Below are 23,973 nucleotides of genomic sequence, written 5' to 3'. Positions count from 1 at the left end.
GTGCCCCTCAGCCGCCGCCCGGCGGCTGCAGCAGGTCCGCGGTCTTGCGCGCGGCGATGAGCACGGCGTCCCAGACCGGGGAGAACGGCGGGGCGTACGAGAGGTCCATCCCCGTCATCTCGTCGACCGTCATCCGGTTCCACAGCGCGGTGGCGAAGACGTCGATGCGCTTGGCCGAGCCCTCGAAGCCGACGACCTGCGCCCCGAGCAGGCGCCCGCTGCCGACCTCGGCGAGCACCTTGACGTGCAGCGAGCGCGCGGCGGGCATGTAGCCGGCGGTGGTCGTGGACTCGATGCGGCCCACGACGTAGCGGAACCCGGCGGCGCGCGCGTCGCGCTCGGTGAGCCCGGTGCGGCCGATCTCCAGCCCGCAGACCTTGCTGATGGCGGTGCGCACGACGCCGGGGAAGGTGGCGTACCCGCCGCCCAGGTTGGTGCCGGCGACGCGGCCCTGCTTGTTGGCGTGCGTGCCGAGCGGCACGTGCAGCCAGGACTGCGACACCCGGTCGAACACCTCGACGCAGTCCCCGGCGGCCCACACGCCCTCGTGGCCGGGGACGGCCATCCGCAGGTCGGTGCGCACGCCGCCCGCGTCGCCCAGCGGCAGGCCGGCCTCGCGGGCGAGCCCGGTGGCCGGGCGCACGCCCAGGCCGAGGACGACGACGTCGGCCGGGAGCGTGCCGTCCTCGGTGACGACGGCCCGCACCGCCCCGTCCGCCCCGGTCTCCACCCCGAGCAGCCCCGTGCCGGTGCGCACGTCGATGCCGAGGCACTCCATCTCGCGGTGGACCATCGCGCCCATGTCGGGGTCGAGCGTCGTCATCGGCTCCGGCGCCTTGTCGACCACCGTCACCCGCAGCCCGTGCCGGACCAGCGCCTCGGCCATCTCGACCCCGATGTAGCCGGCGCCGACGACGACGCCGCGCGCCCCGTCCGGCAGCCCGGCGAGGTGGTCGATGACCGCCTGCCCGTCGTCGAGCACCTGCACGCCGAACACGCCGGCCGCGTCGATCCCCGGCACCGGCGGGCGCACCGGCACCGCGCCGGTCGCGTGCAGGAGGTGGTCGTAGCCGAACCGCAGGTCGGTCCCCGCGTCGAGGTCGCGGGCGTGCACGACGCCGGCGGCGAGGTCGAGGCCGACCGCCTCCGTGCGCAGGCGCAGGTCGAGCCCGCGGCGGCGGTGCTCCTCCGGCGAGCGGGCGACGAGCGCGTCCGGCCCGTCCACCTCGCCGCCGACCCAGTACGGGATCCCGCACGCGGAGTAGGAGGTGTGCCGGCCGCGGTCGAGGACCACGACCTCCAGGTCGTCGCCGCGCAGCCGCTTGGCCTGGGCGGCCGCGCTCATGCCCGCCGCGTCGCCGCCGATGACCACGAGCCGCTCCGCCACGGGGCCACCCTAGGCGCGCCGCGCTCCCCCGGCCCTCCCCAGCCCGTCCACAGGTCCGACCCCCTGCGTCCACAAGGCTGGGGACAGTGCTGTGGACGGCGCTCAGCCCGGCGGCGGTCCCGCGTGCGCCCGGACCCACGCGTGCATGGCGATGCCCGCCGCCACGCCCGCGTTGAGCGAGCGGGTGGAGCCGTACTGGGCGATGGAGACCACGAGCGCGGCGGCCTCCCGGGCCGCCGGCGACAGCCCGGGCCCCTCCTGCCCGAAGAGCAGGAGGCAGCGCCGCGGCAGCGCGACGGTCTCGAGCGGGACGCTGCCGGGCAGGTTGTCCACGCCGACGACCGGCAGGTCGCGCCCGCGGCAGAAGCTCAGCAGGTCGTCCACCGTCGCGTGGTGGCGCAGGTGCTGGTAGCGGTCGGTGACCATCGCCCCGCGGCGGTTCCAGCGCCGCCGCCCGACGACGTGCACCTCCTCGGCGAGGAAGGCGTTGGCGGTGCGGACCACGGTCCCGATGTTGAGGTCGTGCGCCCAGTTCTCGATCGCCACGTGGAACGGGTGCCGGCGCCGGTCGAGGTCCGCGACGACGGCCTCGACCCGCCAGTAGCGGTAGCGGTCGACGACGTTGCGCCGGTCGCCGTGCGCGAGGAGCTCGGGGTCGTACCGCGGGTCCTCGGGCCACGGCCCCTGCCACGGCCCGACCCCCACCGGCTCGCCGGGACCGGTGTGACCATCGGGTGACGTCTCGTCGCGCACCGACGCACCCTAGGGGCGGGCCGGTAGCCTCGGCGGGTGCCGACCACCCTCGCCCTGGGCCCGAGCTGGCTCGACCCCGAGCAGCTGATCACCACCGGCAGCCTGCTCGGCGTCCTGCTCATCGTCTTCGCCGAGTCCGGCCTGCTCGTGGGGTTCTTCCTGCCCGGCGACTCGCTGCTCTTCACCCTGGGCCTGCTCATCGCCGGCGGGACGGTCGACGTGCCGCTGTGGCTCGCGCTGGTCCTCGTCCCGGTGGCGGCGATCGTGGGCGACCAGGTCGGCTACGCGATCGGGCGCAAGGCCGGCCCCGCGGTGTTCCGCCGGCCCGACTCGCGGTTCTTCAAGCAGGAGCACGTCGACAAGGCGTACTCCTTCTTCGACCGCTACGGCGGGCGCACCATCGTCCTCGCCCGGTTCGTGCCGATCGTGCGCACGTTCGCGCCGGTCGTCGCCGGGGTGGGGCGGATGCGCTACCGGACCTTCGTCGCGTACAACGTGCTCGGCGGCGTGCTGTGGGGCGCCGGCGTCACGGCGCTGGGCTACTGGCTCGGGCAGATCGCGTTCGTGCGCGAGCACATCGAGGCGATCCTCATCGGGATCGTGCTCGTCTCGGTCGTGCCCGTCGCCGTCGAGCTGCTGCGGGCGCGCTCGCGCAGCCGCGACGAGCGCTACGACGAGGAGCACGAGCGGGCCCGCGTCCACGAGGAGGACATCGCCTGATGGGCAGCACCACGGACGGCACCGCCCGGGAGCGGCTGCTCGAGGGCATCCGGACGAAGGCGGTCGTGCACGGGCGGGTCGTCCTGTCCTCCGGCAAGGAGGCCGACTACTACGTCGACCTGCGCCGGGTGACGCTCGACGGCGAGACCGCGCCGCTCGTCGGCGAGGTGCTGCTCGACCTCACGGCCGACCTCGGGTACGACGCCGTCGGCGGCCTCACCCTCGGCGCCGACCCCGTCGGCACCGCGATGCTGCACGCGGCCGCAGCGCGCGGGCAGCGGCTCGACGCCTTCGTGGTGCGCAAGGCCGAGAAGGCGCACGGGCTGCAGCGGCGCATCGAGGGCCCCGACGTCGCCGGGCGCCGCGTGCTCGCCGTCGAGGACACCTCCACCACCGGCGGCTCCGTCCTCACCGCCGTCGAGGCGCTCGAGGAGGCGGGGGCCACCGTCGTCGGCGTCGCCGTCGTCGTCGAGCGGGGCGCGCGCCCGGCCGTCGAGGCGCGGGGGCTGGAGTACCGCGCGGCCTACGAGCTCGACGAGCTCGGGCTGGGCTGAGCGGCGCTCCCCGAGCGCCCGGCACCGCCCGCCGGCCGGCGCACCCGACCGGTGACCCGGGCGGTGAGGGCCCTGCGCAGCAGCGGTCGCGGCGTCGCCTGCAGCAGCGTCGCCGCGACCTTGTAGCGCAGCGTCGGCACGCTCACGACCCTGCCGCGGGCCGCGTCCGCCAGCCCGCCCGCGGCCACGTCCTCCGCGCGCAGCCACAGGAACGGCGGGCCCGAGCGCCGTACGCCCATCCGGTCGTGGAACTCGGTCACCACGTAGCCCGGGCACAGCGCGGTCGCCGTCACCCCCGACCCGCGCAGCTCCGCGGCCAGGCCCTCGGTGAACGTCGTGACCCAGGCCTTGGAGGCGCCGTACGTGCCGAAGGGCAGCCAGCCCGCCACGCTCGACACGTTGAGGACCGTCCCGCGGCGGCGCGCCCGCATGTCGGGCACGGCGGCGCCGGACAGCCGCAGCACGGCGCGCACGTTGAGGTCGAGCAGGCGCTCGTGGTCGCGCAGGTCGCCCTCGACGAAGCCCTCGCGCACCCCGAGCCCGGCGTTGTTGACGAGCAGGTCCACCGGCTCGCCGGCGTCGCGCAGCCGGGACTCGACCGCCGCGAGCCCGTCCGGGTCGACGAGGTCGGCGGGGAGCACCTCGACCGCGACGGCGTGCCGGGACCGCAGGTCCGCGGCCAGCGCGTCGAGGCGCCCGCGGTCGCGGGCCACGAGCACCAGGCCCGTCCCCTGCGCGGCGAGCTGGCGGGCGAGCTCGGCGCCGAGGCCGGCGCTGGCCCCGGTGACGAGGGCGGTGCGGTAGGTCTGCGGCATGGCCCGACGCTACGCGGGCGCCCGCTCAGCGGCGCGCGGAGCGCCCGCGCGCCACGAGCGCGACCGCGAGCCCGACGACGCCGAGCGCCGCCGCCGCGGGGAGCGCCCCGCCGGCCCGCAGCAGCGGGACGACCAGCGCGGGGCGCACGACGAGCCGCGGGTCGCCGACCACCACCGAGACGCCCCGGCCGAGCGCGCCCCGGCGCGCCTCGGGCAGCACCGCCGCGAGCACGCGGCCGCGGTGGCGCAGCTCCCCCGCGGCGCCCGGGGGCACGAGGGCGGGCAGCGGCGAGCCGCGGCGGCCGCCGGGCCCCAGCGCCCGCAGGAGCACCGCGGGGTCGGCGACCTCGACGACCACCCGGCCGTCCTGCGAGGTCACCGTGCCCGCGGTGGCCCCGTCCGCACCGGCGTCGACCTCGAGCACGAGGTCCGCGTCGACGTGCAGGCGGACGGGGCCGAGCGGGTGGTCAGGCACCGCCGCCGGCCGCGCCCGCGGAGTCGCGGTCGGTGGTCGTGATGCGCAGCGTGCCGTTGAGCTTCCACGTCGCCCGCGGCGCGTCCGGCCCGGTCTCGCGCGGCACCTCGACGGTCATGTCGACGAACGTGTAGTCGATCGCGGCCTGCTTGCCGGTCAGGTACGACCACATCTCCCGGCCGAGGTCGGCGAACGAGGTGGTCGAGGCGTCGGTCGTGCTGGTGGTCATGCGTCCTCCGCGGTGGCCAGGTGTGCGGTGCGTGGGCCCAGCGTGGTGGGGACCGGACGGTCCCGCACCTCGACAGCGCGCGCCGCGGCCGCGGCCGGTCGCGGCGGGTGGCAGGGTGGGCCGGTACCGGGACCGGCTCGGGGAGGGGGCGACGTGGACCGTCGTGCGCTGGTCGGGGGCCTCGGGCTCGCCGCGGTCATCGGCACCACCCAGGGGGTCCGCGCCGCGGCCGACCTGGGGCGGGGCCCCGCCTGGTACGCCGCCGTGCTGGTCGGCGCCCTCGTCGGGCTGGTCGTCGCGCTCGTCGCGGGCCGGGTGCTGCGCGTGCCCGACCCCGGCCTGCCGTCCTGGCGCGCCCTCGCGGCCGGGGCCGTCGTGCTCGTGCTCGTCTGGTGGCCGCTGGCGCGGCTCGACCTGCAGCGCTGGGCGTGGGCCGGGACCCTGCTCGCCCTCGCCGCCGTCGTCGTCACCGACACGGCCGTGCGGCGGCGCGCCGGGCGCGCTCCGGCCTGACGGAGCGGGCGTACCGCTGAGGGGCACCCCCAGGCGCACAGCACCGCTGAGGGGCACCCTCAGGCGCGACCCCATGAGGGGCACCCTCAGGGGACCGACCTAGGCGTACGGGTGCCGACCGAGGCTCGTCGGCCTGGGCCGGCACCCGTACGGGGGCTCCACGTGGTCAACCGGGGCGGACGACCTGCGGCCCGGCGTCAGGCCGGCAGCGCCGCGGGCTCGGCGCGCCGCACGACGAGCCCGTCGCGGGCCTCGTCGACGTCCACCGCGACGGTGTCGCCGTCGCGGACCTCGCCGGCGAGCAGGGCGCGGGCGAGCTGGTCCCCGACCGCGGACTGCACGAGCCGGCGGAGGGGGCGGGCGCCGTACACCGGGTCGAAGCCGGTGATGGCCAGCCACTCCTTGGCGCCGTCGCTCACCGCGAGGGCGATGCGCCGGTCGGCGAGGCGGGCGGCGAGCCGGTCCACCTGCAGGTCGACGATCCGGGTGAGCTCCTCGGTGCCGAGGGCGTCGAAGACCACGACGTCGTCGAGCCGGTTCACGAACTCCGGCTTGAACGTCGAGCGCACCACGCCCATGACCGCCTCGCGGCGGCGCTCGCGGTCCATCGACGGGTCGGTGAGGTAGACCGAGCCGAGGTTCGACGTCAGCACGAGGATGGTGTTGCGGAAGTCGACCGTGCGGCCCTGGCCGTCGGTGAGCCTGCCGTCGTCGAGGACCTGCAGCAGCACGTCGAACACCTCGGGGTGCGCCTTCTCGACCTCGTCGAGCAGGACGACCGTGTACGGCCGGCGCCGCACCGCCTCGGTGAGCTGGCCGCCCTCCTCGTAGCCGACGTAGCCGGGGGGCGCGCCGACGAGGCGGGAGACGGAGTGCTTCTCGCCGTACTCGCTCATGTCGATGCGGACCATGGCGTGCTCGTCGTCGAAGAGGAAGTCCGCCAGCGCCTTCGCCAGCTCCGTCTTGCCCACGCCGGTCGGGCCGAGGAACAGGAACGAGCCGGTGGGGCGGTCGGGGTCGGCCACGCCGGCGCGCGCGCGGCGCACCGCGTCGGACACGGCGACGACCGCCTCGCGCTGGCCGATGAGCCGCCTGCCGAGCTCCTCCTCCATGCGCAGCAGCTTGGAGGTCTCGCCCTCGAGCAGCCGGCCGGCGGGGATGCCCGTCCAGGCGCTCACGACGTCGGCGACGTCGTCCGGCCCGACCTCCTCCTTGACCATGGTGGCGCGCTGGTTGGTCTCGGCCGTGACCTCCTCGAGCTCGCGCTCGAGCGCCGGGATCTCGGCGTAGAGCACCCGCGAGGCCTGCTCGAAGTCGCCGTCGCGCTGGGCGCGCTCGGCGACGACGCGCAGCTCGTCGATGCGCATCTTGAGGTCGCCGACCCGGTCCAGGCCGGCCTTCTCCTGCTCCCAGCGGGCCCGGAGCGCGCGCAGCTGCTCCTCCTTGTCGGCCCGGTCGGCCTGCAGGGAGGCGAGGCGCTCGCGGCTGGCCCGGTCGTCCTCGTTCTCCAGCGCCAGCTCCTCCATGCGCAGCCGGTCGACGGCGCGCTGGAGCTCGTCGACCTCGACGGGCGAGGAGTCGATCTCCATGCGCAGCCGGGACGCGGCCTCGTCGACGAGGTCGATGGCCTTGTCCGGCAGGAAGCGCGAGGTGATGTAGCGGTCGGACAGGGTCGCGGCCGCGACGAGGGCGGAGTCGGCGATGGCCACCTTGTGGTGCGCCTCGTACTTCTCCTTGATGCCGCGCAGGATCGCGACGGTGTCGGGGACGCTGGGCTCGCCGACGAGCACCTGCTGGAAGCGCCGCTCGAGCGCCGGGTCCTTCTCGATGTGCTGGCGGTACTCGTCGAGGGTCGTCGCGCCGACCATCCGCAGCTCGCCGCGGGCGAGCATGGGCTTGAGCATGTTGCCCGCGTCCATGGCGGAGTCGCCCGCCGCGCCTGCGCCGACCACGGTGTGCAGCTCGTCGATGAAGGTGACGACCTCGCCGTGGCTGTCCTTGATCTCCTCGAGGACGGCCTTGAGCCGCTCCTCGAACTCGCCGCGGAACTTGGCCCCGGCGACCATCGCGCCGAGGTCGAGCGCGATGAGCCGCTTGCCGCGCAGCGACTCGGGCACGTCGCCGGCCACGATGCGCTGGGCCAGGCCCTCGACGACCGCGGTCTTGCCGACGCCCGGCTCGCCGATGAGGACCGGGTTGTTCTTGGTGCGGCGCGAGAGCACCTGCACGACGCGGCGGATCTCGGCGTCGCGGCCGATGACGGGGTCGATGCCGCCCTCGCGGGCCCGCGCGGTGAGGTCGTCGCCGTACTTCTCCAGCGCCTGGTAGGTCGCCTCGGGGTCGGCCGAGGTGACCCGGCGCGAGCCGCGCACGGCGGAGAACCCGGCGCGCAGCGCCTCGGGGGTGGCGCCGAGCCCGCGCAGCAGGTCGGCCACGCCGCCGTCGCCGCCGCTGGTGCCCGCGAGCCCGACGAGCACGTGCTCGGTCGAGACGAACTCGTCGCCGAGCTCGCGCGCGACGTCGCCCGCGGCGTTCAGCGCCTGCAGGGTGGTGCGCGACGTCTGCGGCGCGGCGACGCTCGAGCCGCTCACCGAGGGGAGGCGGGCGGCCAGCGCCTGGGCGGCGCTGCGCGCGGCGGCCGGGTCGGCGCCCGCCGCCTGCAGCAGGGGAGCCGTCGTCCCGCCGTCCTGCGCGAGCAGGGCGAGCAGCACGTGCACGGGCTCCACCTGCGGGTTGCCCGCCGCCACGGCGGCGCGGACGGCCTCGGAGAGGGCCTCCTGGCTCTTGGTCGTGAGCTTCAGGTCCATGGGTCGGTGCGCTCCTGGGGTCGTGCTGGGGGTCGTGCTGATCCTGCTGTCCCTAACGGCAGGAGACCTGAGCGTGTTCCGCTCAACCCTGCCCTCAGGGAGAGGGTACGGGCGCCAGCAGCGCGCCGAGCCCCCCGGTCGCCGTCGCGACGAGCACCGTCCCCGGGCCGCCCGCGGCGCGGGCCGTGAGCCGCTGCGGGCCGCCCCCCGGGCCGAGCCGCCACGGCGTGCCGGCGGTGCCGTCGGCACCGCTGGGGACGCTCGCCCGGACCGCGCCGCTCGTGGCCGTGAAGGCGACCGGGACGCCGGGGAGCGGGTTCCCGGCCCGGTCGAGCACGCGCACCACCGCGCGGGCGGGCAGCAGGCTCCCGGCCGGGGCGGTCTGCCGGTCACCGGCGGCGACGACGAGGCGCGCCGGTGGCCCGACGACGCGGAACGGGGCGCTCTCGCCGCGCAGGCGGGGGGCGTACCCCTGCAGCGGCCGGCCCCGCACCAGCAGCGCTGCGCCGGTGCTCTCGCGCGGCAGCAGCAGCCCGTGCAGCGCGCCGAGCCCGTCCTCGGTCGTGACGACGCGCTCGCCGGCGAGCGGCAGCGGGCCGAGGCGCCCGACGGCCCGCGCCCCCACGACGTAGTCCGGGTTCGGCACGCGGTTGCCGTACCGGTCCTGCACCTCGACGAGCACCGGCTCCGCCGAGGCCCGCCCCGCGGGGGTGCGGCGCGGCGCGCTGACGACGAGGCGCTCGGGCGACGCGGCGACGACCCGTACGGTCGCTCCCCCCGGCACGCCGGTCGCGCGCTCCTCGCCGTCGGCCCGCACCGTCGCGAGCAGCGCCAGCGTGCCGGCGGTGGTGGGCGCGCGCAGGTCGTTGACGTCGAGGCGCACCGTCTCCTCCGGGCCGCAGCGGGCGCGGACCGAGACCGTCGCGGCGCCCGCCCGCGGCGCGCGCGCCTCGGGGCGCCCGGTGGCGCACGTGCTGCCGGCGGAGTACCAGTAGCCCGGGGCGGTGGGGTCCTGCGCCTGCCCGGGGCCGAACCCGGAGGGCACGCGCAGCGTGAGCAGGCCGGTGAAGCCGCCCGGCGGGGCGGTCCAGGTGACCGAGTGGTAGCCGCCCGAGCCCGCGACGACCCGCCCGGCGCTGCCCGGGGTGATGGAGAGCGTCCCGGCGCCCGTGCGGACGACGTTGAGCACCGCCCCGGGGACCACCGGGTCCGGGGGGACGGGGGTCGGGCCCGGCCCGCCACCGCCCAGCGCGGCGGCCGCTGCGGCGACGACCGCGACGGCGGCGACGACCGTGGCCGCGGGCAGGACGGCGCGCGGGGACCTGTGCCCCTGCCGCACGGGCACCACCCGCCTCGACCGCCCCGGCGGGCTCCGGCGCCCGCCCTGCGTCGACCGTACGCTCAGCGGCGCGCGGGCCGCCACACGACGAGCGAGGACTGCCCGCGCACCGGGACGAGGTCGCGGCGGTAGCTCGCGTGCACCCGGTCCGCGGTGCGGGCCAGCTCGTCCTCGAGCTCGGCGACCCGGGCGCGCAGCGCCGCCACCTGGTCCTCCAGCTCGAGGACCCGCTTGACGGCCTCGAGGCCGACGCCCATGGCGGTGAGCCGCTGCACCTCGCGCAGGTGCTCGATGTCGCGCGCGGAGTAGCGCCGCCCGCCGCCGGGGGTGCGCCCCGGGGTCACCAGGCCGAGGCGGTCGTACTGGCGCAGCGTCTGCGGGTGCAGGCCCGACAGCTCCGCCGCGACCGAGATGACGTACACGGGCGCGTCGGGGCCGAGCCCCACCGCGGCGGGCCCCGCGGGGTGCCCCGCCGAGCCGGCGGCCATCACCGCTCACCCGCCCTCGCCGCGGCGAGCAGGCCCGCCCGCGGGTCCTCGCCGGCCGTGGCGTCGCGGAAGGCCTCCAGGGCCTCGCGCGCCTTGCCGTCGAGCTTCTGCGGGACGACGACCTCCACCGTGACGAGCAGGTCGCCGCGGGAGCCGTCCTTGCGGGTGGCTCCCTTGCCGCGCACGCGCAGCGTGCGCCCGTTGGCGGTGCCCGCGGCGAGCTTGAGCGTCACCGGCGCCCCGCCGAGCGTCGGCACGGCGACCTGCGCGCCGAGCGCGGCCTCGGCCACGGTCACCGGCACGGTGAGGGTGAGGTTGTCGCCGCTGCGGCCGAAGACCGCGTGCGGCGTCACGTGCACGAGGACGATGAGGTCGCCCGCGGGCCCGCCGCGCTCGCCCTTGCCGCCCTTGCCCTTGAGCCGGATGCGCTGCCCGTCCTGCACGCCCGCGGGGATCCGGACGTTGAGCACGCTCGTGCCGACGGCGCGCCCGCTGCCGTGGCAGACCGGGCAGGGGTCCTCGGCCTTGAGGCCGCGGCCCTTGCAGTCCCGGCACGGCTCGGAGAGCGCGAAGCTGCCCTGGCTGCGGCTCGTCTGCCCCGTGCCGTGGCACGTCGGGCAGGTCGTCGGCATCTGGCCGTCGCGCCCGCCCGTGCCGCGGCAGGCGGGGCACGGCTTGTCGCTGCTCATGCGCAGCGGGACCGTGGCCCCGTCCACCGCGTCGGTGAAGGAGAGGGTGACCTCGGACTCGATGTCCGCGCCCCGGCGCGGCTGCTGCGCGCGCCCGGCGGCGCCGGCGCGGCCGAAGATGCCGCCCAGCACGTCGCCGAGGCCGCCGGCCCCGTTCGGCGCGCCCCCCGCGCCGCCGGCGCCCCCGAAGAGGTCGCCGAGGTCGAAGGGGAAGCCGCCGGCCCCGGGCCCTGCGCCGCCGGGGACCCGGAAGCCCCCGCCCCCGCTGCCGAAGAGGCTGCGGGCGTCGTCGTACTCCTTGCGGCGGCTGGCGTCGGAGAGGACGTCGTACGCCTCCGAGACCTCCTTGAAGCGCGCCTCCGCGTCGGCGTCGCCCTTGTTGGCGTCGGGGTGCGACTCCCGGGCGAGCTTGCGGTACGCCTTCTTGATCTCGTCGGGCTTCGCGTCCTTGGGCACCCCGAGGACCTTGTAGTAGTCCTTCTCGAGGTAGTCCCGGGTGCTCACCGGCTGGCTCCCCTCCTCGTGCTGGTCGTGCTGGTCGTGCTGCTGGTGCTGGTGCTGGTGGCCCCGGCGGTCAGGCGCCGGCGACGGCCACCCGCGCGGGGCGCAGGACGCGCTCGCCGAGCCGGTAGCCCGGCTGCAGCACCCGCACGACGGTCGGGCCGTCGACGGCGACGCCGTCGGGGCCGGCCTCCTCCTGCATCAGCGCCTCGTGCCGGGTCGGGTCGAAGGCCTCGCCCTCGGCGCCGAAGCGCTCGAGCCCGAGCTTGCCGACGACCCCCTGCAGGGAGTCGGCGACCGCCTTGAACCCGCCCTGCAGCTCGCCGTGCGCGGCGGCGCGGTCGAGGTCGTCGAGCACCGGCAGCAGGCCGGCGAGCACGCCGCCGAGGGCCTGCTCGCGCACCGCCTCGCGGTCGCGGTCGACCCGGCGGCGGTAGTTGGCGTACTCCGCCGACACCCGCTGCAGGTCGGCCGTGCGCTCGGCGAGCTGCTGCTGCAGCTGCGCGTCGTCGCCGGTCGCCGACGGGCCCGCGGCGGCCCCCTCGGCGTCGGCGCCCGGGCCGGCGGCGGGGCCGTCGGCGGGCTCGCGCAGGGCGCCGGTCCGCGGGTCGATGCGCCGCTTGTCGCGGACCACCGGGCCCTGCTCCGGGGGCTCCTCGTCGCGACCGGGCCGGCCCGGCGCCGCCGTGGCGGCGTCCGGGACCAGCGGGTCGCCGTGCGGGGACGTGCTCACTTGTCCTTGTCCTCGTCGACGATCTCGGCGTCGACCACGTCGTCGTCCGCGGTCGCGCCCGTGGCACCGGCCGCGCCGGCGCCGGGGGCGCCCTGCGCGCCCTCCGCGCCCTGCGCGTTGGCGTACATCGCCGCGCCGAGCTTCTGGCTGGACTGCGCCACCCGGTCGGTCGCCGCGCGGATGCCGGCGAAGTCCGCGCCCTCGAGCTGCTTCTTCAGCTCGGTGAGCGCCTCGTCGACCTCGGCCTTGGCGTCGGCCGGGACCTTGTCCGCGTTGTCGGCGAGGAACTTCTCCGTCTGGTAGACGAGCTGCTCGCCCTGGTTGCGGGTCTCCACCTCCTCGCGGCGGCGGCGGTCCTCCTCGGCGTACTGCTCGGCCTCGCGCATCATGCGCTCGATGTCGTCCTTCGGCAGCGCCGAGCCGCCGGAGATCGTCATCTTCTGCTCGCGGCCGGTGCCGAGGTCCTTGGCGTGGACGTTGACGATGCCGTTCGCGTCGATGTCGAAGGAGACCTCGATCTGCGGGACGCCGCGCGGCGCCGGCGGCAGGCCGGTCAGCTCGAACATGCCGAGCTTCTTGTTGTACGCCGCCATCTCGCGCTCGCCCTGGTAGACCTGGATCTGGACCGAGGGCTGGTTGTCGTCGGCGGTCGTGAAGATCTCCGAGCGCTTGGTCGGGATCGTCGTGTTGCGCTCGATGAGCTTGGTCATGATGCCGCCCTTGGTCTCGATGCCGAGGGACAGCGGGGTGACGTCGAGCAGCAGGACGTCCTTGACCTCGCCCTTGAGCACGCCGCCCTGCAGGCTGGCGCCGACGGCGACGACCTCGTCCGGGTTGACGCCCTTGTTGGGCTCCTTGCCGCCGGTGAGCTCGCGCACGACGTCGGCCACGGCCGGCATGCGGGTGGAGCCGCCGACGAGCACCACGTGGTCGATCTGCGAGACGCTGATGCCGGCGTCCTTGATGACGTTGCGGAACGGCGTCTTGGTGCGCTCGAGCAGGTCCTGCGTGATGCGCTGGAACTCCGCGCGGGTCAGCGTCTCGTCGAGGAACAGCGGGTTCCGGTCGGCGTCGACCGTGATGTACGGCAGGTTGATCGAGGTCTGCTGCGAGCTCGACAGCTCGATCTTCGCCTTCTCGGCGGCCTCGCGCACGCGCTGCATCGCCATCTTGTCCTTGGCGAGGTCGATGCCGTTCTGCGCGCGGAACTTATCGACGATGTGGTCGACGACGCGCTGGTCCCAGTCGTCGCCGCCGAGGTGGTTGTCGCCGCTCGTGGCCTTGACCTCGACGACGCCGTCGCCGATCTCGAGCAGGGACACGTCGAACGTGCCGCCGCCGAGGTCGAAGACGAGGATCGTCTGCTCCTTCTCGCCCTTGTCGAGCCCGTACGCCAGCGCGGCGGCGGTGGGCTCGTTGACGATGCGCAGGACGTTGAGGCCCGCGATCTCGCCGGCCTCCTTGGTGGCCTGGCGCTGGGCGTCGGAGAAGTACGCCGGCACGGTGATGACCGCGTCGGTGACGCTCTCGCCGAGGTAGGACTCCGCGTCGCGCTTGAGCTTCTGCAGGACGAAGGCGGAGATCTGCTGCGGCGTGAACGGCTTGCCGTCGATCGTCTGCTTCCAGTCCGTGCCCATGTGGCGCTTGACGGACCGGATGGTGCGGTCGACGTTCGTCACCGCCTGGCGCTTGGCGACCTCGCCGACGAGCACCTCGCCGTTCTTGGCGAAGGCCACGACGGACGGGGTGGTGCGCGCGCCCTCGGCGTTGGCGATGACCGTCGGCTCGCCGCCCTCGAGCACGGCGACGACGGAGTTGGTGGTGCCGAGGTCGATGCCCACGGCTCGAGACATGGAGGTCCTCCCGGTACGACGGCTGCACTGCGGCTGCACTGCGGTTGAGTCCCGCGCGCTCAAGTGTGCACCAGCCGCGCTGCTGCGCGACACGGTGTCACCGAACGTGCGTCTGACGGGCTCAACTACCGGGCGGCCGCGGCTGTTCCCGCCCGCACGGCCGGCGCCGGGACGCCGGGGCCGACCGGCGGCGGGGGTTCGACCCCGCGCGCAGGGGGCACGGGGGCTCCGACGGAGCGGCCGCGCGCGGCCGCCGGGGCACGAGCGCAGCGGAGGCGCGGGCATGGCGGGCAAGGGAGCGGCACTGGCGTGGCGGGTCGTGGGGCTCGGGTCGGCGATCGCCGCCGGCGTCGCCGCGCGCAAGGTCGCGGTGACCGGGTGGAAGCTCGCGACGGGCAGCCAGCCCCCGGTCAACCCCGAGGCCCCCGACGTCTCGGTCGGCGAGGCCGTCGGCTGGGCGGTCGCCTCCGGCGCGATCGTCGGCGTCGCCCGCCTGCTGGCCACCCGCAAGGTCGCCGACTACTGGCAGCGCAGCACCGGGGCGCTGCCGCCCGGGATGGAGAAGGTCACCCCCTGAGCGGGCACCGGCGCGGGGCCGCGGCCCGTACGCTGAGCCGGTGCTGCGGACCCTGCGCCGTCCCGACGGCAGCCCCTCGCTGGGGGTGCGGCTGCTCGCCGCGCTCGTGGTGCTCGGCCTCGTCGTCCTCACCGCGCCGCGCGTCCTGACCCCCGTGCTGGACCTGCTCACCTCGCTGTGACCGCCCGCTGACGCGTCGCCGACCGCCCGCAGGCACGGTGCACGCCGGGGTAGTCACCCCGGGTCATCGCGACGTGGTCCCGGGGGGTGATCTGCGCCTCCACGGCGCGGAGTCCCCCCGAACCGGCTGCGCGACCCCCGCGCGCGCTGCTGGACTGTGCCCCTCGCACGACGCGGAGGAGGGGGCACGTGCCGGCTGGTGCGCGGGGGATCGACCACGTGGGGCTCACCGTCCCGGACCTGGACGCGGCGACGCGCTTCTTCGTGGAGGCGTTCGGCGCGGAGGTCATCTACGACACGGAGATGCGCGGGCGCGGCCCCGTCTCCGGCCCGGGCGTCGAGGCGCGCCTGGGGGTGCCGCCCGGCACCGTGCAGGTGGCCATCCGGATGGTCCGGCTGCCCGACGGGCCGGGCATCGAGCTGTTCGAGTACGTCGTGGACGGCCAGCGCCCGCCCGCGCGGGCCTGCGACGTGGGCCTGCAGCACCTCGCGCTCTACGTGGACGACCTCGACGCGGCGCTGCTCGACCTCGTGCTCGCGGGGGGCGAGCCGCTCAGCGAGCCCCACCCGCTGCCGGGCTGGGAGTCCGGCGAGGGGAACCGGTTCGTCTACTGCCGGGCCCCCTGGGGCAGCCTCATCGAGCTCATCACCTGGCCGTCCCCGGCGCCGTACGAGCTCATGACGCCGCTGCGCCGCTGGGTGCCGCGGCCCCTGGGGGCACCCCAGGACGAGGCGGTGGCCGCGGGCGACGGCGAGGCCGGGGCGTGACGCTCCCGGCCCCCGGCCCGCGCACGCCCCCCGACCCGCGGACCGCGTCCGGCGCGGTGCCCGCCGCGCGCGCGGGCGCCCCGGCGCAGGCCCGCGCGGGCCGGGACCTGCCGGACTCCCCCACGCGGGGCCTGCCGGGCCGTGACCTGCCGGGCCGCGACCTGCCCGGCTGGGACCTCGAGGCGCCGGTCGCGGCGCGCTGGGCGGGCGTCGTGGCCGCCGACCCGTCGGCCGCGGCGCTGGTGCGCGCCGACGGCCGGGCCCTGGACCGGGCCGCGCTGGACCGCTGGGCCGGGGCCGTCGCCGCGGCCGCCCGCGGGCTGCCCGGCGGCGACGCGCCGCTGGCCGTGCTCGCCTCCCACGACGAGCGCGCGGCGGCCGCCGTGCTCGGCGTGCTCGCGACCGGGCGCCCGCTCGTCGTGCTCGACGCGGCGGCGCCGCCCGGGCGCAGCGCCGCCGTGCTCGACGCCGCCGGCGCCCGCGCGGTGCTGGCCGACGAGGGCACCCGCGCCCACGCCGACGCGCTCGGGCTGCCGGTGCTCGACGTGGACGCCCTCGCCGCGCCGGACGCGCCGTCGCTGCCCGCCGCCGAGCGCGCCGCGCCGCCCGCGGGCGCCCCCGCGCTGCTCGCCTTCACGTCCGGCTCGACCGGTGCGCCCAAGGGCGTCGTGCAGACCCAGCGCGCGGTCCTGCAGGACTGCGCCCTGCGCGCCGACGCCGGGTGGTCCTCCCCCGGCGACCAGGTGGCGCTGCTGCTGCCCGTCGCGTTCGCCGGCGGCTTCGCCGTCATGCTCACCACCCTGCTCAGCGGCGCCACCGCGCACTTCCACGACCCCCGCGCCGTCGGGGTGGGCGGGCTCGCCGCCTGGCTGCGCACCCGCGCCGCGACGGCCCTCGTCGCGACCCCGTCGCTGCTGCGGGCGGTCGACGAGGACCTGCCCGCCGGGGAGGTGCTCCCCGCGCCGCTGCGCCTGGTCATGAGCACCGGCGAGGCGCTGCCGGGCCGGCTCGCCGGCGCGGTCCTCGACCGGCTCCCGCGGGGCGCCCGGCTGCTCAACCTCGTCGGCTCCTCCGAGACCTGCCTCTACGCCGCGCACGCCGTGCGCCCCGAGGACGCGCGGGGCACGGCGCCGGTGCCGGCCGGGCGCCCGGTGGCCGGGCGCGAGGTCCGGCTGCTCGACGAGGACGGCGTCCCGGTCGCCCCGGGCGCCACGGGCTGGGTGCACGTCGTGTCGCGGTGGCTGCCCGTCGCCTACTGGCGCGACCCCGCGCTCACGGCGGAGCGCTTCGCGCTGGACGAGGACGGCACGGTGACCGTCCGCACCGGCGACCTGGCCCGGACGCTCCCCGACGGCGCGCTCGAGCTGCTCGGCCGCGGCGACCTCGCCGTCAAGGTCCGCGGCTACCGCGTCGAGCCCGCCGAGGTCGAGCGCGCCCTGCTCGCCTGCCCGGGTGTCGTCGAGGCGGTCGTCGTCGGCCAGCAGGACGAGGGGCGCCCCGTACGGCTCGTCGCCCACCTCGTGCTGGACCGCTCGGCGCCGGCCCGGACCACGGCCCTGCGCGCCCAGCTGCGCCGGACACTGCCCGGGCACATGGTCCCCGAGGCCTTCGCCGTGCTCGACGCGCTGCCCCGCAACGAGCGCGGCAAGGTCGACCGCGCCGCGCTCGCGCCGGTGCCGACCGGCTCCAGCGCCGCGTACGCCGCGCCGCGCACCGACTGGGAGCGGGTGCTCGCCGCGCTGTGGTCCGAGGTGCTCCAGGTGGGGCCGGTCGGGCGCGACGACGACTTCTTCGAGCTCGGCGGCGACTCGCTGGCCACGCAGGAGCTGCTGGAGCGGCTGCAGGCCTCGACCGGCGTCGAGGTGACGACGGACGTCCTCGTCGCCGCGCCGACCCTCGCCGCCTTCGCCCGGCAGGTGACGAGCACCCGCGACGAGCGGCACCCCACCCTCGTCCCCGTGCAGCCGTCGGGCACCCGCACCCCGCTGTTCTGCGTCGCCGGCGCGGGCGGCGTCGCCCTGGGCTTCGTCTTCCTCGCCCGCCGCCTCGGGCCGGACCAGCCGGTGTGGGCCGTGCAGGCCAAGGGGCTGGAGGAGGGCGGCCTGCCGGACTGGTCGGTGCGCGCCCACGCCCGCCGGCACCTCGCGGCCCTGCGGACCGTGCAGCCGCACGGGCCGTACCGGCTGGCCGGGTTCTCCTTCGGGTCCACGGTCGCGTACGAGATGGCCCAGCAGCTCGCCGACCGCGGCGAGGAGGTGGAGCTGCTCGTCGCGCTCGACGGCTACGCCCCCGCGCCGGAGCACCTCGCGCCGGCGCCGCCGAGCCCCCACGGGCGGGTGCGCACCCGGGCCAAGCTGTGGCTCACCGGGCTGCGCGAGGACGGCAGCGGCCGGGGGCACTTCCACCGCTTCTGGCTGCAGGGGGACCACCTCCTGCGCCGCTACCGGGGCCGGCCGTGGGGCGGGCGCACGCTCGTCGTCGTGGGCGACCCGGAGGACGGCGTCGACCGCGCCGGCGGCTGGGACCGCTTCCTCACGGGGCCGTGGCGCCTGGTGCGCGTGCCCGGCGAGCACCTGTCGCTGCTGCACGAGCCCAACGTCGCCCCGCTCGCCGCGGCGGTCGCCGAGGAGCTGGACGCGCTCGACGGGCGCTGAGGGGCCCCCTGGGGCACGCACCGCTGAGGGGCACCCTCAGCGGGGCACCGCTGAGGGGCACCCTCGGGCGCGTCAGCCGCGCGCGGGCCGCAGCAGCCGGGCGAGGACCAGCCCCGCGGCGAGGCCGAGGGGCGCCGAGCCGAGCCCCAGCACGTCGACGCCGGAGGCCGTGACGAGCAGGGTCACCGCCGCCGGCAGGCGCAGGTCCTCGTCGGCGAGGGCCGCCGTCGCCGCGCCGACGAAGGCGCCGAGCAGGCCCAGGCCCGCCGCCGTGGCGACGAGCCGGGGGTCGACCTGCGCGACGAGCGCGGCGGTGAACGGCGCGACGGCCGCCAGCACGAGGTGCCCGACGCCGGACACCGCGGCCGCCACCCAGCGCCGGCGCGGGTCCGGGTGCGCGGCCGGGCCGGCGGTCAGCGCCCCGGTGATCGCGGCGAGGTTCGCGGTCGGCGCGGCCAGCGGGGCCGTCGCCGCCGAGGCGAGGCCGGTGCCGACGAGGACGCGCCCGACGGGGGTGCGGTAGCCGTACGAGGACAGCACCGCGGCGCCGACGAGGTTCTGCGCGGCCATGGTGACGACGTACAGCGGCAGGGCGATCGCGGTCACCGCCTGCCACGACAGCGTCGGCGCGGTCGCGACGAGCGAGGGCAGCGCGTCGCCGCCACCGGGCAGCACCACGCCGCCGTCGACCGCGACGACCGCGAGCAGGGCGGCGAGGGCGGCCGGGGCGGCGTACCGCGGGGCGAGGCGCAGCGCCGCCACCCAGACGAGGCAGACGACCCCCGCCTGGACGGGGAACGGCTCGAGCGCGCGGGCCGGCGCCAGGCAGAACGGCAGGAGGATCCCGGCGAGCACCGCCGAGGTGACCGGGGCGGGCAGGCGCTGCAGCAGCCGGGACAGCGGGCGCACCAGGCCGGTGAGGGCGATGAGCCCGCCGGCCAGCGCCAGCGCACCGAGCACCGCGGGGAAGCCGCCCGCGACCGGCCCCACCGCCGCCAGCAGCGCCAGCCCCGGCGTCGACCACACCACCGCGACGGGCACGCGCGTCGTCACGCTCAGCGCGATGCTCAGCACGCCCATCGCCACGCCCACCGCGGCGAGGCCGCTGCCGACCTGCGCGGTCGAGGCGCCCGCCGCCGTCAGCCCCGCCACCACCACGGCCACCGAGCTCGCGTAGCCCAGCACGGCCGCCACCACCCCCGCCCCCACCGCCTGGGCGGGCAGGGAGCGCAGGCGCTGGAGCACGCGCGCAGCCTAGGGACGGCGGCCCGCCGGGCGCGCGGGGGTTCGGGCGCGGGGAGGCCGCCCCTGCGCTGACCCATGAGGGGCACCCCCAGGCGCACGGGACGCCTGAGGGGCACCCTCAGCAGAGTCGAGTCTGCTGAGGGGCACCCCCAGGGGCGGCGCGCGCCTGGGGGTGCCCCTCATGGGTCACGCAGCGCAGCCGCGCACCCGGCCTACCGCTCGGTAACATGACCCGGCCCCCCGGCGACGGCGCCGGGCGCTGCGCAGGGAGGCTCGTCCGATGCAGGTCCTGGCCATCGTGGTCTCGCTCGCCGTGACGGCGGTCGCGCTGGCGCTCGTGGCGCAGGCCGCGGCGCGCATCGTCGCGACGGTGCGCCTGGGGCAGCCGGTGGCCGGGCGCACCGACCGGCCCGCGACGCGTACCGCGACGATGCTCCGCGAGACCCTCGGGCACACCCGGATGCTGAAGTGGTCGGTCGTCGGGGCGGCCCACTGGTTCGTGTTCGTGGGGTTCGGCGCGCTGGCGGGGACGCTGGTGCAGGCGTACGGCGAGCTGTTCGTCGACGGCTGGCGGCTGCCGGTGATCGGGGGCTGGGCGCCGTACGGGGCCTTCGTCGAGCTCGTCGCGCTCGCCACCCTGCTCGGCGTCCTCGTCCTCATCGCCACGCGGCTGCGCCAGCGGCCCTCGCGCCTCGGCCGCCGCTCGCGCTTCGCGGGCTCGACGATGTGGCAGGGCTACTACGTCGAGTGGACGATCGTCACGATCGCGCTGTGCGTGCTGGTCCTGCGCGCGCTCGAGGCGGTGCACGACGGGGCGACCGGCTGGGACGCGGCGCACCCGGTGTCGGGGCTGCTCGTGCCGGCGCTCGACGGGCTGGGGGCGGGGACCGTACGGGACCTCGTGCTCGCCGTGGCGACGGTCAAGGTCGTGGCGTCGATGCTGTGGTTCGTCGTCATCGCGCTGCACACGACGATGGGCGTGGCCTGGCACCGCTTCACCGCGTTCCCCAACATCTGGCTCAAGCGCACGCCGGTGACCACGCGCGAGGAGGGCACGTCGAGCGTGGCCCTCGGCCCGCTCGAGCCGATGCGCAGCCGCGGCGTGGAGATCGACTTCGAGGACCCGGGCGAGGACGACGTCTTCGGCGTCGGCAGGGTCGAGGACCTCACGTGGAAGGGCCTGCTCGACGTCTCCACCTGCACCGAGTGCGGGCGCTGCCAGTCGCAGTGCCCGGCGTGGAACACGCAGAAGCCGCTGTCGCCGAAGCTCGTCGTCACCGCGCTGCGCGACCACGCGCACGCCAAGGCGCCGTACCTGCTGGCGGGCGGCGACGACGCCGACCCGGCGGCGCTGGCCCGCGTCCCCGAGCAGGCCCGGGCCGAGGCCGAGCGCCCCCTCGTCGCGCCCGGGGACGAGGGCGGCGTCATCGACCCCGACGTCCTGTGGTCGTGCACCTCGTGCGGCGCCTGCGTCGAGCAGTGCCCGGTCGACATCGAGCACGTCGACCACATCATGGACATGCGCCGCTACCAGGTGCTCGTGGAGTCGGCGTTCCCCAACGAGCTCGGCGGGCTGTTCCGCAACCTCGAGCGCTCGGGCAACCCGTGGGGCGCGCCGGCGGCCGGGCGGATGGACTGGGCCAAGGGGCTGCCGTTCGAGGTGCCCGTCGTCGGGGAGACGACGGAGTCCCTGGAGGGGTACGACTACCTGTTCTGGGTGGGCTGCGCGGGCGCCTTCGAGGACCGGGCGAAGCGCACCACGCGGGCCGTCGCCGAGCTGCTGCACACCGCGGGGGTGCGCTTCGCGGTGCTCGGCAGCGGCGAGGGCTGCACCGGCGACCCGGCCCGCCGCTCGGGCAACGAGTTCCTGTTCCAGATGCTCGCGGCGGCCAACGTCGAGGCGCTCGACGCGGCGGGTGCGGCGGAGGGGACCGGCACGAAGATCGTCGTCACCTGCCCGCACTGCTTCACGACGATCGGCCGGGAGTACCCGCAGCTCGGCGGCCACTACGCCGTCGTGCACCACACGCAGCTGCTCAACCGCCTCGTGCGCGAGCGGCGCCTCGTGCCCGTGCAGCGGGTCGAGCAGTCGATCACCTACCACGACCCGTGCTTCCTGGGCCGGCACAACCAGGTGTACGAGCCCCCGCGCGAGCTCCTCGGCGCCGTCCCCGGCCTGGAGCTGACCGAGCTGCAGCGCTCGCGGGAGCGGTCGTTCTGCTGCGGCGCCGGCGGGGCGCGCCTGTGGATGGAGGAGACGATCGGCACCCGGATCAACCTCGACCGGGTCGACGAGGCCCTGGCCCTGCAGCCGGACACCGTCGCCGTCGCCTGCCCGTTCTGCCGCGTCATGGTCGGCGACGGCGTGACCGCCCGCGACGCCGACGAGGGCACCGAGGTCCTCGACGTCGCGCAGGTCCTGCTGCGCTCGGTGCAGCCCGCCGACCCGGTCGCCGTGGGCGCGGGGCACCCCGACGCGGTCGACGGGGCCAGCGCGGGCGCCGAGGGCGGGCGCGAGGGCTGAGCCCGCGGGTCCGCGAGGACCGCGCGCACCAGGCGGGAGGGTGCCCCGCGGGGCGGCGAGGCCCCGTCGGGCGCCCCGTGGGGCCCCTCGTGCGGTCACCGCGGGACCGGCAGCGGCACCTCCCCCCGCAGCACCGGCGCCCGCGTCGCAGCGAGCCGCTCGAGCAGCAGGGCGCCCTCGGTGCCCGCGTCGTGCCGGGCCATCTCGTCGCGGACCCGGGCGGCCGCGGCGCGGTGCGCGGGGTCGCGCAGCACCCGCCGCACCCCCTCGCGGACCGCGCGGTCCGAGGGCCAGGTGGTGCCGAGGCGCACGCCGACGCCGGACCACTGCACCCGCGCGCCGATCTCCGCCTTCTCCTCCGTCGAGCCGGCGTGCACCAGCGGCACGCCGTGCGCCAGGGCGAGGGTCACCCCCGTGTAGCCGCCGTTGGTGACGAAGGCGGCGGCGTGCGGCAGGAGCAGGTCGTACGGGACGAAGGGCGCGACCCGCACGTTCGCCGGCAGCGGGCCGCCGTACGCGCCGACGAGGTCCTCCGGCGCCGCCGCCCCGGTCGTGACGACGACGAGGACGTCCTCGTCGGCCAGGGCGCGCACCGCCGGCAGGAGCAGCTCGGTGACGTCGGGGCGGATGCTCCCCTGCGTCACCGCCACGACGGGCCGCCGGGCCCCGACGACCTCGTCCCACCAGGGCGGTGGCGACCACGCGGCCGGCGGGTCCGGGCGCAGGGCGCCGACCCAGTGCACGTGCCCCGGCAGCCGGCGCCTCGGGTACTCGAACGAGGGAACCGCCCCGTGCAGGTGCAGGTAGGGCGAGGTCGACGCGTCGAGCACCCCGCCGGCGGCCGGCGGCAGGGCGAGGTCGGCGCGGACGCGGTCGTACCGCCGCTGCGCCGCGCGGAACACGACGCGGCGGGCGGCGAGCCCGACGACCCGGTTGCGCAGCCGGCCGAGGGGACCTCCCACCGGCAGCAGGCCGGGCCCGAACGGCGGGACGTCCGGCTCCGGGAACGGCAGCGGCCCGTCGCCGAACGTGGCCCACGGCACCCCGGTGAGCTCCGAGAGCAGGCCGACGCCGTACATGAGCTCGTCGCAGAGCATCGCGTCGACCCGGTGCGCGGCGAGGACCGGGCGCAGGTCGGCGACCCGTGCCGGGGCCTGGCCGACGAAGACCTCGTCGAAGGCGCGCGCGATGAGCCGCACGCCCGAGCGGCCGGCGAACTGCGGGAAGTGCTCGTCGAGCTCCTCGCCGCCGAAGTCGTCGGCGCGGGCGTACGGCAGCGGCTCGGCACCGACCGCGGCGAGGCGGTCGTGGAAGGCGCGCCCGGCGTACCAGAGGACGCGGTGCCCGCGCTCGACGAGGCGCGCGGCGAAGGGCAGCGGGTTGGTGGTGTGCGCGGGCACCGGGATGCTCGCGAGGAGGAAGGTCGCCACGGCGGGCTCCTGGGGAGGTGGCAGGGACGGACCGGAGAGTCCGTTGGAACCACGTTAAATACACTGGAGTCAAAGTCAAGCGGTTAGGGTGCTCCGGTGGGCGACCGGAGGCCGTACGCGAGCGCGGTGCGGGCCGAGCAGGCCCGGCTGACCCGGCGGCTCGTGCTCGAGGCCGCCCGGACGCTGTTCCTGCGCGACGGCTACGCGGGGACGACGGTGGCGGCGGTGGCCCGCGAGGCCGGGGTGTCGGGGCAGACCGTCTACAACGCGTTCGGCAGCAAGGCGGGCCTGCTCACCCGGCTGTTCGACGTCACCCTCGTCGGCGACGACGAGCCGGTGCCCTTCGCGCAGCGGCCCGCGACCGTCGAGGTCATGGGGCGCACCGACCCGCGCGCGCTGCTGCACGGCTACGCCGGACTGGGCCTGGTCCTGCTCACCCGGCTCGGCCCGCTGCTCGCCGTCGTCACGGCGGGCGCCGCCGCCGGCGACCCCGACCTGCGCGCGCTCCTCGAGCGCATGGACGCCCAGCGCCTGGTCGGCACCGCCGGGGTGGCCGCCCGGCTCGACGAGCTCGGAGCGCTGCGCCCTGGCGTGGACGTCGAGCGGGCCCGCGACGCCCTGTGGACGCTCAACAGCCTCGCCGTCTGGGAGCACCTCGTGCAGCGGCGCGGCTGGTCGCCCCAGGAGTACGCCGACTGGGTCGGTCGGGCGATGGCCGACGCGGTCCTCGCGCCCTGAG

Annotated in this window: 22 protein-coding genes; 9 read left to right on the top strand and 13 right to left on the bottom strand. The window is 77.0% G+C overall.

All coding sequences use genetic code 11. The features are described 5' to 3' along the window. Positions 1-7: 7 nt before the first annotated feature. Together D5H78_RS15030 and D5H78_RS15025 are read right to left on the bottom strand one after the other, a co-directional pair. On the bottom strand, positions 8-1,387 hold the full coding sequence (locus D5H78_RS15030; protein ID WP_218566656.1) for an FAD-dependent oxidoreductase: 1,380 nt from the start codon (positions 1,385-1,387) through the stop codon (positions 8-10). Positions 1,388-1,489: 102 nt separating this feature from the next. Beyond that, positions 1,490-2,140, bottom strand: a complete 651-nt coding sequence (locus tag D5H78_RS15025; protein ID WP_218566655.1) for a TrmH family RNA methyltransferase — start codon at positions 2,138-2,140, stop codon at positions 1,490-1,492. Between the two features lie 36 nt (positions 2,141-2,176). Here D5H78_RS15025 and D5H78_RS15020 point away from each other — a divergent pair, with 36 nt between their 5' ends. Both D5H78_RS15020 and pyrE read left to right on the top strand, forming a co-directional pair. Beyond that, positions 2,177-2,860 carry a DedA family protein gene (locus D5H78_RS15020; protein ID WP_119951300.1) on the top strand — a complete coding sequence of 228 codons (684 nt, stop codon included), beginning with the start codon at positions 2,177-2,179 and terminating at the stop codon, positions 2,858-2,860. Next, positions 2,860-3,414, top strand: coding sequence for an orotate phosphoribosyltransferase (pyrE, locus tag D5H78_RS15015; RefSeq protein WP_119951299.1), 555 nt, complete (start codon positions 2,860-2,862; stop codon positions 3,412-3,414). The genes D5H78_RS15020 and pyrE overlap by 1 nt, the downstream gene beginning before the upstream one ends. On the opposite strand, the gene D5H78_RS15010 is transcribed toward pyrE, so the two are convergent. The 3 genes from D5H78_RS15010 to D5H78_RS15000 are packed head-to-tail and all read right to left on the bottom strand — an operon-like array spanning position 3,384 to position 4,933. Beyond that, positions 3,384-4,229, bottom strand: a complete 846-nt coding sequence (locus D5H78_RS15010; protein ID WP_119951298.1) for an SDR family NAD(P)-dependent oxidoreductase — start codon at positions 4,227-4,229, stop codon at positions 3,384-3,386. The two genes, pyrE and D5H78_RS15010, sit on opposite strands and share 31 nt — an antisense overlap. 25 nt (positions 4,230-4,254) lie before the next feature. After that, positions 4,255-4,704, bottom strand: a complete 450-nt coding sequence (locus D5H78_RS15005) for a hypothetical protein (protein ID WP_119951297.1) — start codon at positions 4,702-4,704, stop codon at positions 4,255-4,257. Next, on the bottom strand, positions 4,697-4,933 hold the full coding sequence (locus D5H78_RS15000) for a hypothetical protein (protein ID WP_119951296.1): 237 nt from the start codon (positions 4,931-4,933) through the stop codon (positions 4,697-4,699). Before D5H78_RS15000 ends, D5H78_RS15005 begins: the two co-directional genes overlap by 8 nt. A 153-nt stretch (positions 4,934-5,086) precedes the next feature. Between D5H78_RS15000 and D5H78_RS14995 the strand changes: the two genes are divergently transcribed. After that, positions 5,087-5,446 carry a hypothetical protein gene (locus D5H78_RS14995; RefSeq protein WP_119951295.1) on the top strand — a complete coding sequence of 120 codons (360 nt, stop codon included), beginning with the start codon at positions 5,087-5,089 and terminating at the stop codon, positions 5,444-5,446. Between the two features lie 197 nt (positions 5,447-5,643). Here the strand turns inward: D5H78_RS14995 and clpB are convergent, their stop codons facing one another. From clpB to dnaK, 6 genes are all read right to left on the bottom strand, one after another. Further along, complete coding sequence (clpB, locus tag D5H78_RS14990) at positions 5,644-8,253, bottom strand: ATP-dependent chaperone ClpB (RefSeq protein WP_119951294.1); 2,610 nt, start codon at positions 8,251-8,253, stop codon at positions 5,644-5,646. Positions 8,254-8,347: 94 nt separating this feature from the next. Then, a complete protein-coding gene (locus D5H78_RS14985; RefSeq protein ID WP_133412074.1) occupies positions 8,348-9,598 on the bottom strand; it encodes an Ig-like domain-containing protein in 1,251 nt (416 codons plus the stop codon). A 56-nt stretch (positions 9,599-9,654) separates the two neighbouring features. Further along, entirely contained in the window at positions 9,655-10,080 is a 426-nt protein-coding gene (locus D5H78_RS14980) for a heat shock protein transcriptional repressor HspR (RefSeq protein WP_119951368.1), read from the bottom strand. Further along, positions 10,080-11,273 carry a molecular chaperone DnaJ gene (dnaJ, locus tag D5H78_RS14975; protein WP_119951292.1) on the bottom strand — a complete coding sequence of 398 codons (1,194 nt, stop codon included), beginning with the start codon at positions 11,271-11,273 and terminating at the stop codon, positions 10,080-10,082. The genes D5H78_RS14980 and dnaJ overlap by 1 nt, the downstream gene beginning before the upstream one ends. 70 nt (positions 11,274-11,343) lie before the next feature. Then, complete coding sequence (gene grpE / locus D5H78_RS14970; RefSeq protein ID WP_165865761.1) at positions 11,344-12,003, bottom strand: nucleotide exchange factor GrpE; 660 nt, start codon at positions 12,001-12,003, stop codon at positions 11,344-11,346. Then, positions 12,000-13,856 carry a molecular chaperone DnaK gene (dnaK, locus tag D5H78_RS14965; protein WP_119951291.1) on the bottom strand — a complete coding sequence of 619 codons (1,857 nt, stop codon included), beginning with the start codon at positions 13,854-13,856 and terminating at the stop codon, positions 12,000-12,002. Before dnaK ends, grpE begins: the two co-directional genes overlap by 4 nt. A 283-nt stretch (positions 13,857-14,139) precedes the next feature. Here dnaK and D5H78_RS14960 point away from each other — a divergent pair, with 283 nt between their 5' ends. The 4 genes from D5H78_RS14960 (at position 14,140) to D5H78_RS14950 (ending at position 18,035) form a co-directional block, all read left to right on the top strand. Then, positions 14,140-14,433, top strand: a complete 294-nt coding sequence (locus tag D5H78_RS14960; protein ID WP_119951290.1) for a DUF4235 domain-containing protein — start codon at positions 14,140-14,142, stop codon at positions 14,431-14,433. Positions 14,434-14,473: 40 nt separating this feature from the next. Then, on the top strand, positions 14,474-14,614 hold the full coding sequence (locus tag D5H78_RS19430) for a hypothetical protein (RefSeq protein WP_165865760.1): 141 nt from the start codon (positions 14,474-14,476) through the stop codon (positions 14,612-14,614). A 188-nt stretch (positions 14,615-14,802) separates the two neighbouring features. Beyond that, positions 14,803-15,381 (top strand): VOC family protein, encoded by a 579-nt coding sequence (locus D5H78_RS14955; protein WP_119951289.1) that lies wholly within the window; start codon positions 14,803-14,805, stop codon positions 15,379-15,381. Next, positions 15,378-18,035 (top strand): AMP-binding protein, encoded by a 2,658-nt coding sequence (locus D5H78_RS14950; RefSeq protein ID WP_119951288.1) that lies wholly within the window; start codon positions 15,378-15,380, stop codon positions 18,033-18,035. The genes D5H78_RS14955 and D5H78_RS14950 overlap by 4 nt, the downstream gene beginning before the upstream one ends. Positions 18,036-18,107: 72 nt before the next feature. On the opposite strand, the gene D5H78_RS14945 is transcribed toward D5H78_RS14950, so the two are convergent. Further along, positions 18,108-19,280 (bottom strand): benzoate/H(+) symporter BenE family transporter, encoded by a 1,173-nt coding sequence (locus tag D5H78_RS14945; protein ID WP_119951287.1) that lies wholly within the window; start codon positions 19,278-19,280, stop codon positions 18,108-18,110. 280 nt (positions 19,281-19,560) lie between these two features. Between D5H78_RS14945 and D5H78_RS14940 the strand changes: the two genes are divergently transcribed. After that, a complete protein-coding gene (locus tag D5H78_RS14940; protein WP_119951286.1) occupies positions 19,561-21,804 on the top strand; it encodes a (Fe-S)-binding protein in 2,244 nt (747 codons plus the stop codon). A gap of 95 nt (positions 21,805-21,899) precedes the next feature. On the opposite strand, the gene D5H78_RS14935 is transcribed toward D5H78_RS14940, so the two are convergent. Next, positions 21,900-23,234 (bottom strand): glycosyltransferase, encoded by a 1,335-nt coding sequence (locus D5H78_RS14935; RefSeq protein ID WP_119951285.1) that lies wholly within the window; start codon positions 23,232-23,234, stop codon positions 21,900-21,902. 96 nt (positions 23,235-23,330) lie between these two features. On the opposite strand from D5H78_RS14935, the gene D5H78_RS14930 reads away from it, so the two are divergent. Then, positions 23,331-23,972, top strand: a complete 642-nt coding sequence (locus D5H78_RS14930) for a TetR/AcrR family transcriptional regulator (protein WP_119951284.1) — start codon at positions 23,331-23,333, stop codon at positions 23,970-23,972. The last annotated feature ends 1 nt before the right edge of the window (position 23,973 follow it).

The organism is Vallicoccus soli (assembly GCF_003594885.1).
Lineage (GTDB): Bacteria > Actinomycetota > Actinomycetes > Motilibacterales > Motilibacteraceae > Vallicoccus > Vallicoccus soli.
The sequence above is the reverse complement of the archived record's forward strand: the minus strand, read 5'-3'. Positions and strand labels throughout refer to the sequence as shown.

Coding starts and splice junctions, on each gene's coding strand:
- pyrE (WP_119951299.1), top strand. CDS start 2,860: ATGGGCAGCACCACGGACGGCACCGCCCGGGAGCGGCTGCTCGAGGGC.
- D5H78_RS15010 (WP_119951298.1), bottom strand. CDS start 4,229: ATGCCGCAGACCTACCGCACCGCCCTCGTCACCGGGGCCAGCGCCGGC.
- D5H78_RS15000 (WP_119951296.1), bottom strand. CDS start 4,933: ATGACCACCAGCACGACCGACGCCTCGACCACCTCGTTCGCCGACCTC.
- clpB (WP_119951294.1), bottom strand. CDS start 8,253: ATGGACCTGAAGCTCACGACCAAGAGCCAGGAGGCCCTCTCCGAGGCC.
- D5H78_RS14980 (WP_119951368.1), bottom strand. CDS start 10,080: ATGGCCGCCGGCTCGGCGGGGCACCCCGCGGGGCCCGCCGCGGTGGGG.
- dnaK (WP_119951291.1), bottom strand. CDS start 13,856: ATGTCTCGAGCCGTGGGCATCGACCTCGGCACCACCAACTCCGTCGTC.
- D5H78_RS14960 (WP_119951290.1), top strand. CDS start 14,140: ATGGCGGGCAAGGGAGCGGCACTGGCGTGGCGGGTCGTGGGGCTCGGG.
- D5H78_RS14940 (WP_119951286.1), top strand. CDS start 19,561: ATGCAGGTCCTGGCCATCGTGGTCTCGCTCGCCGTGACGGCGGTCGCG.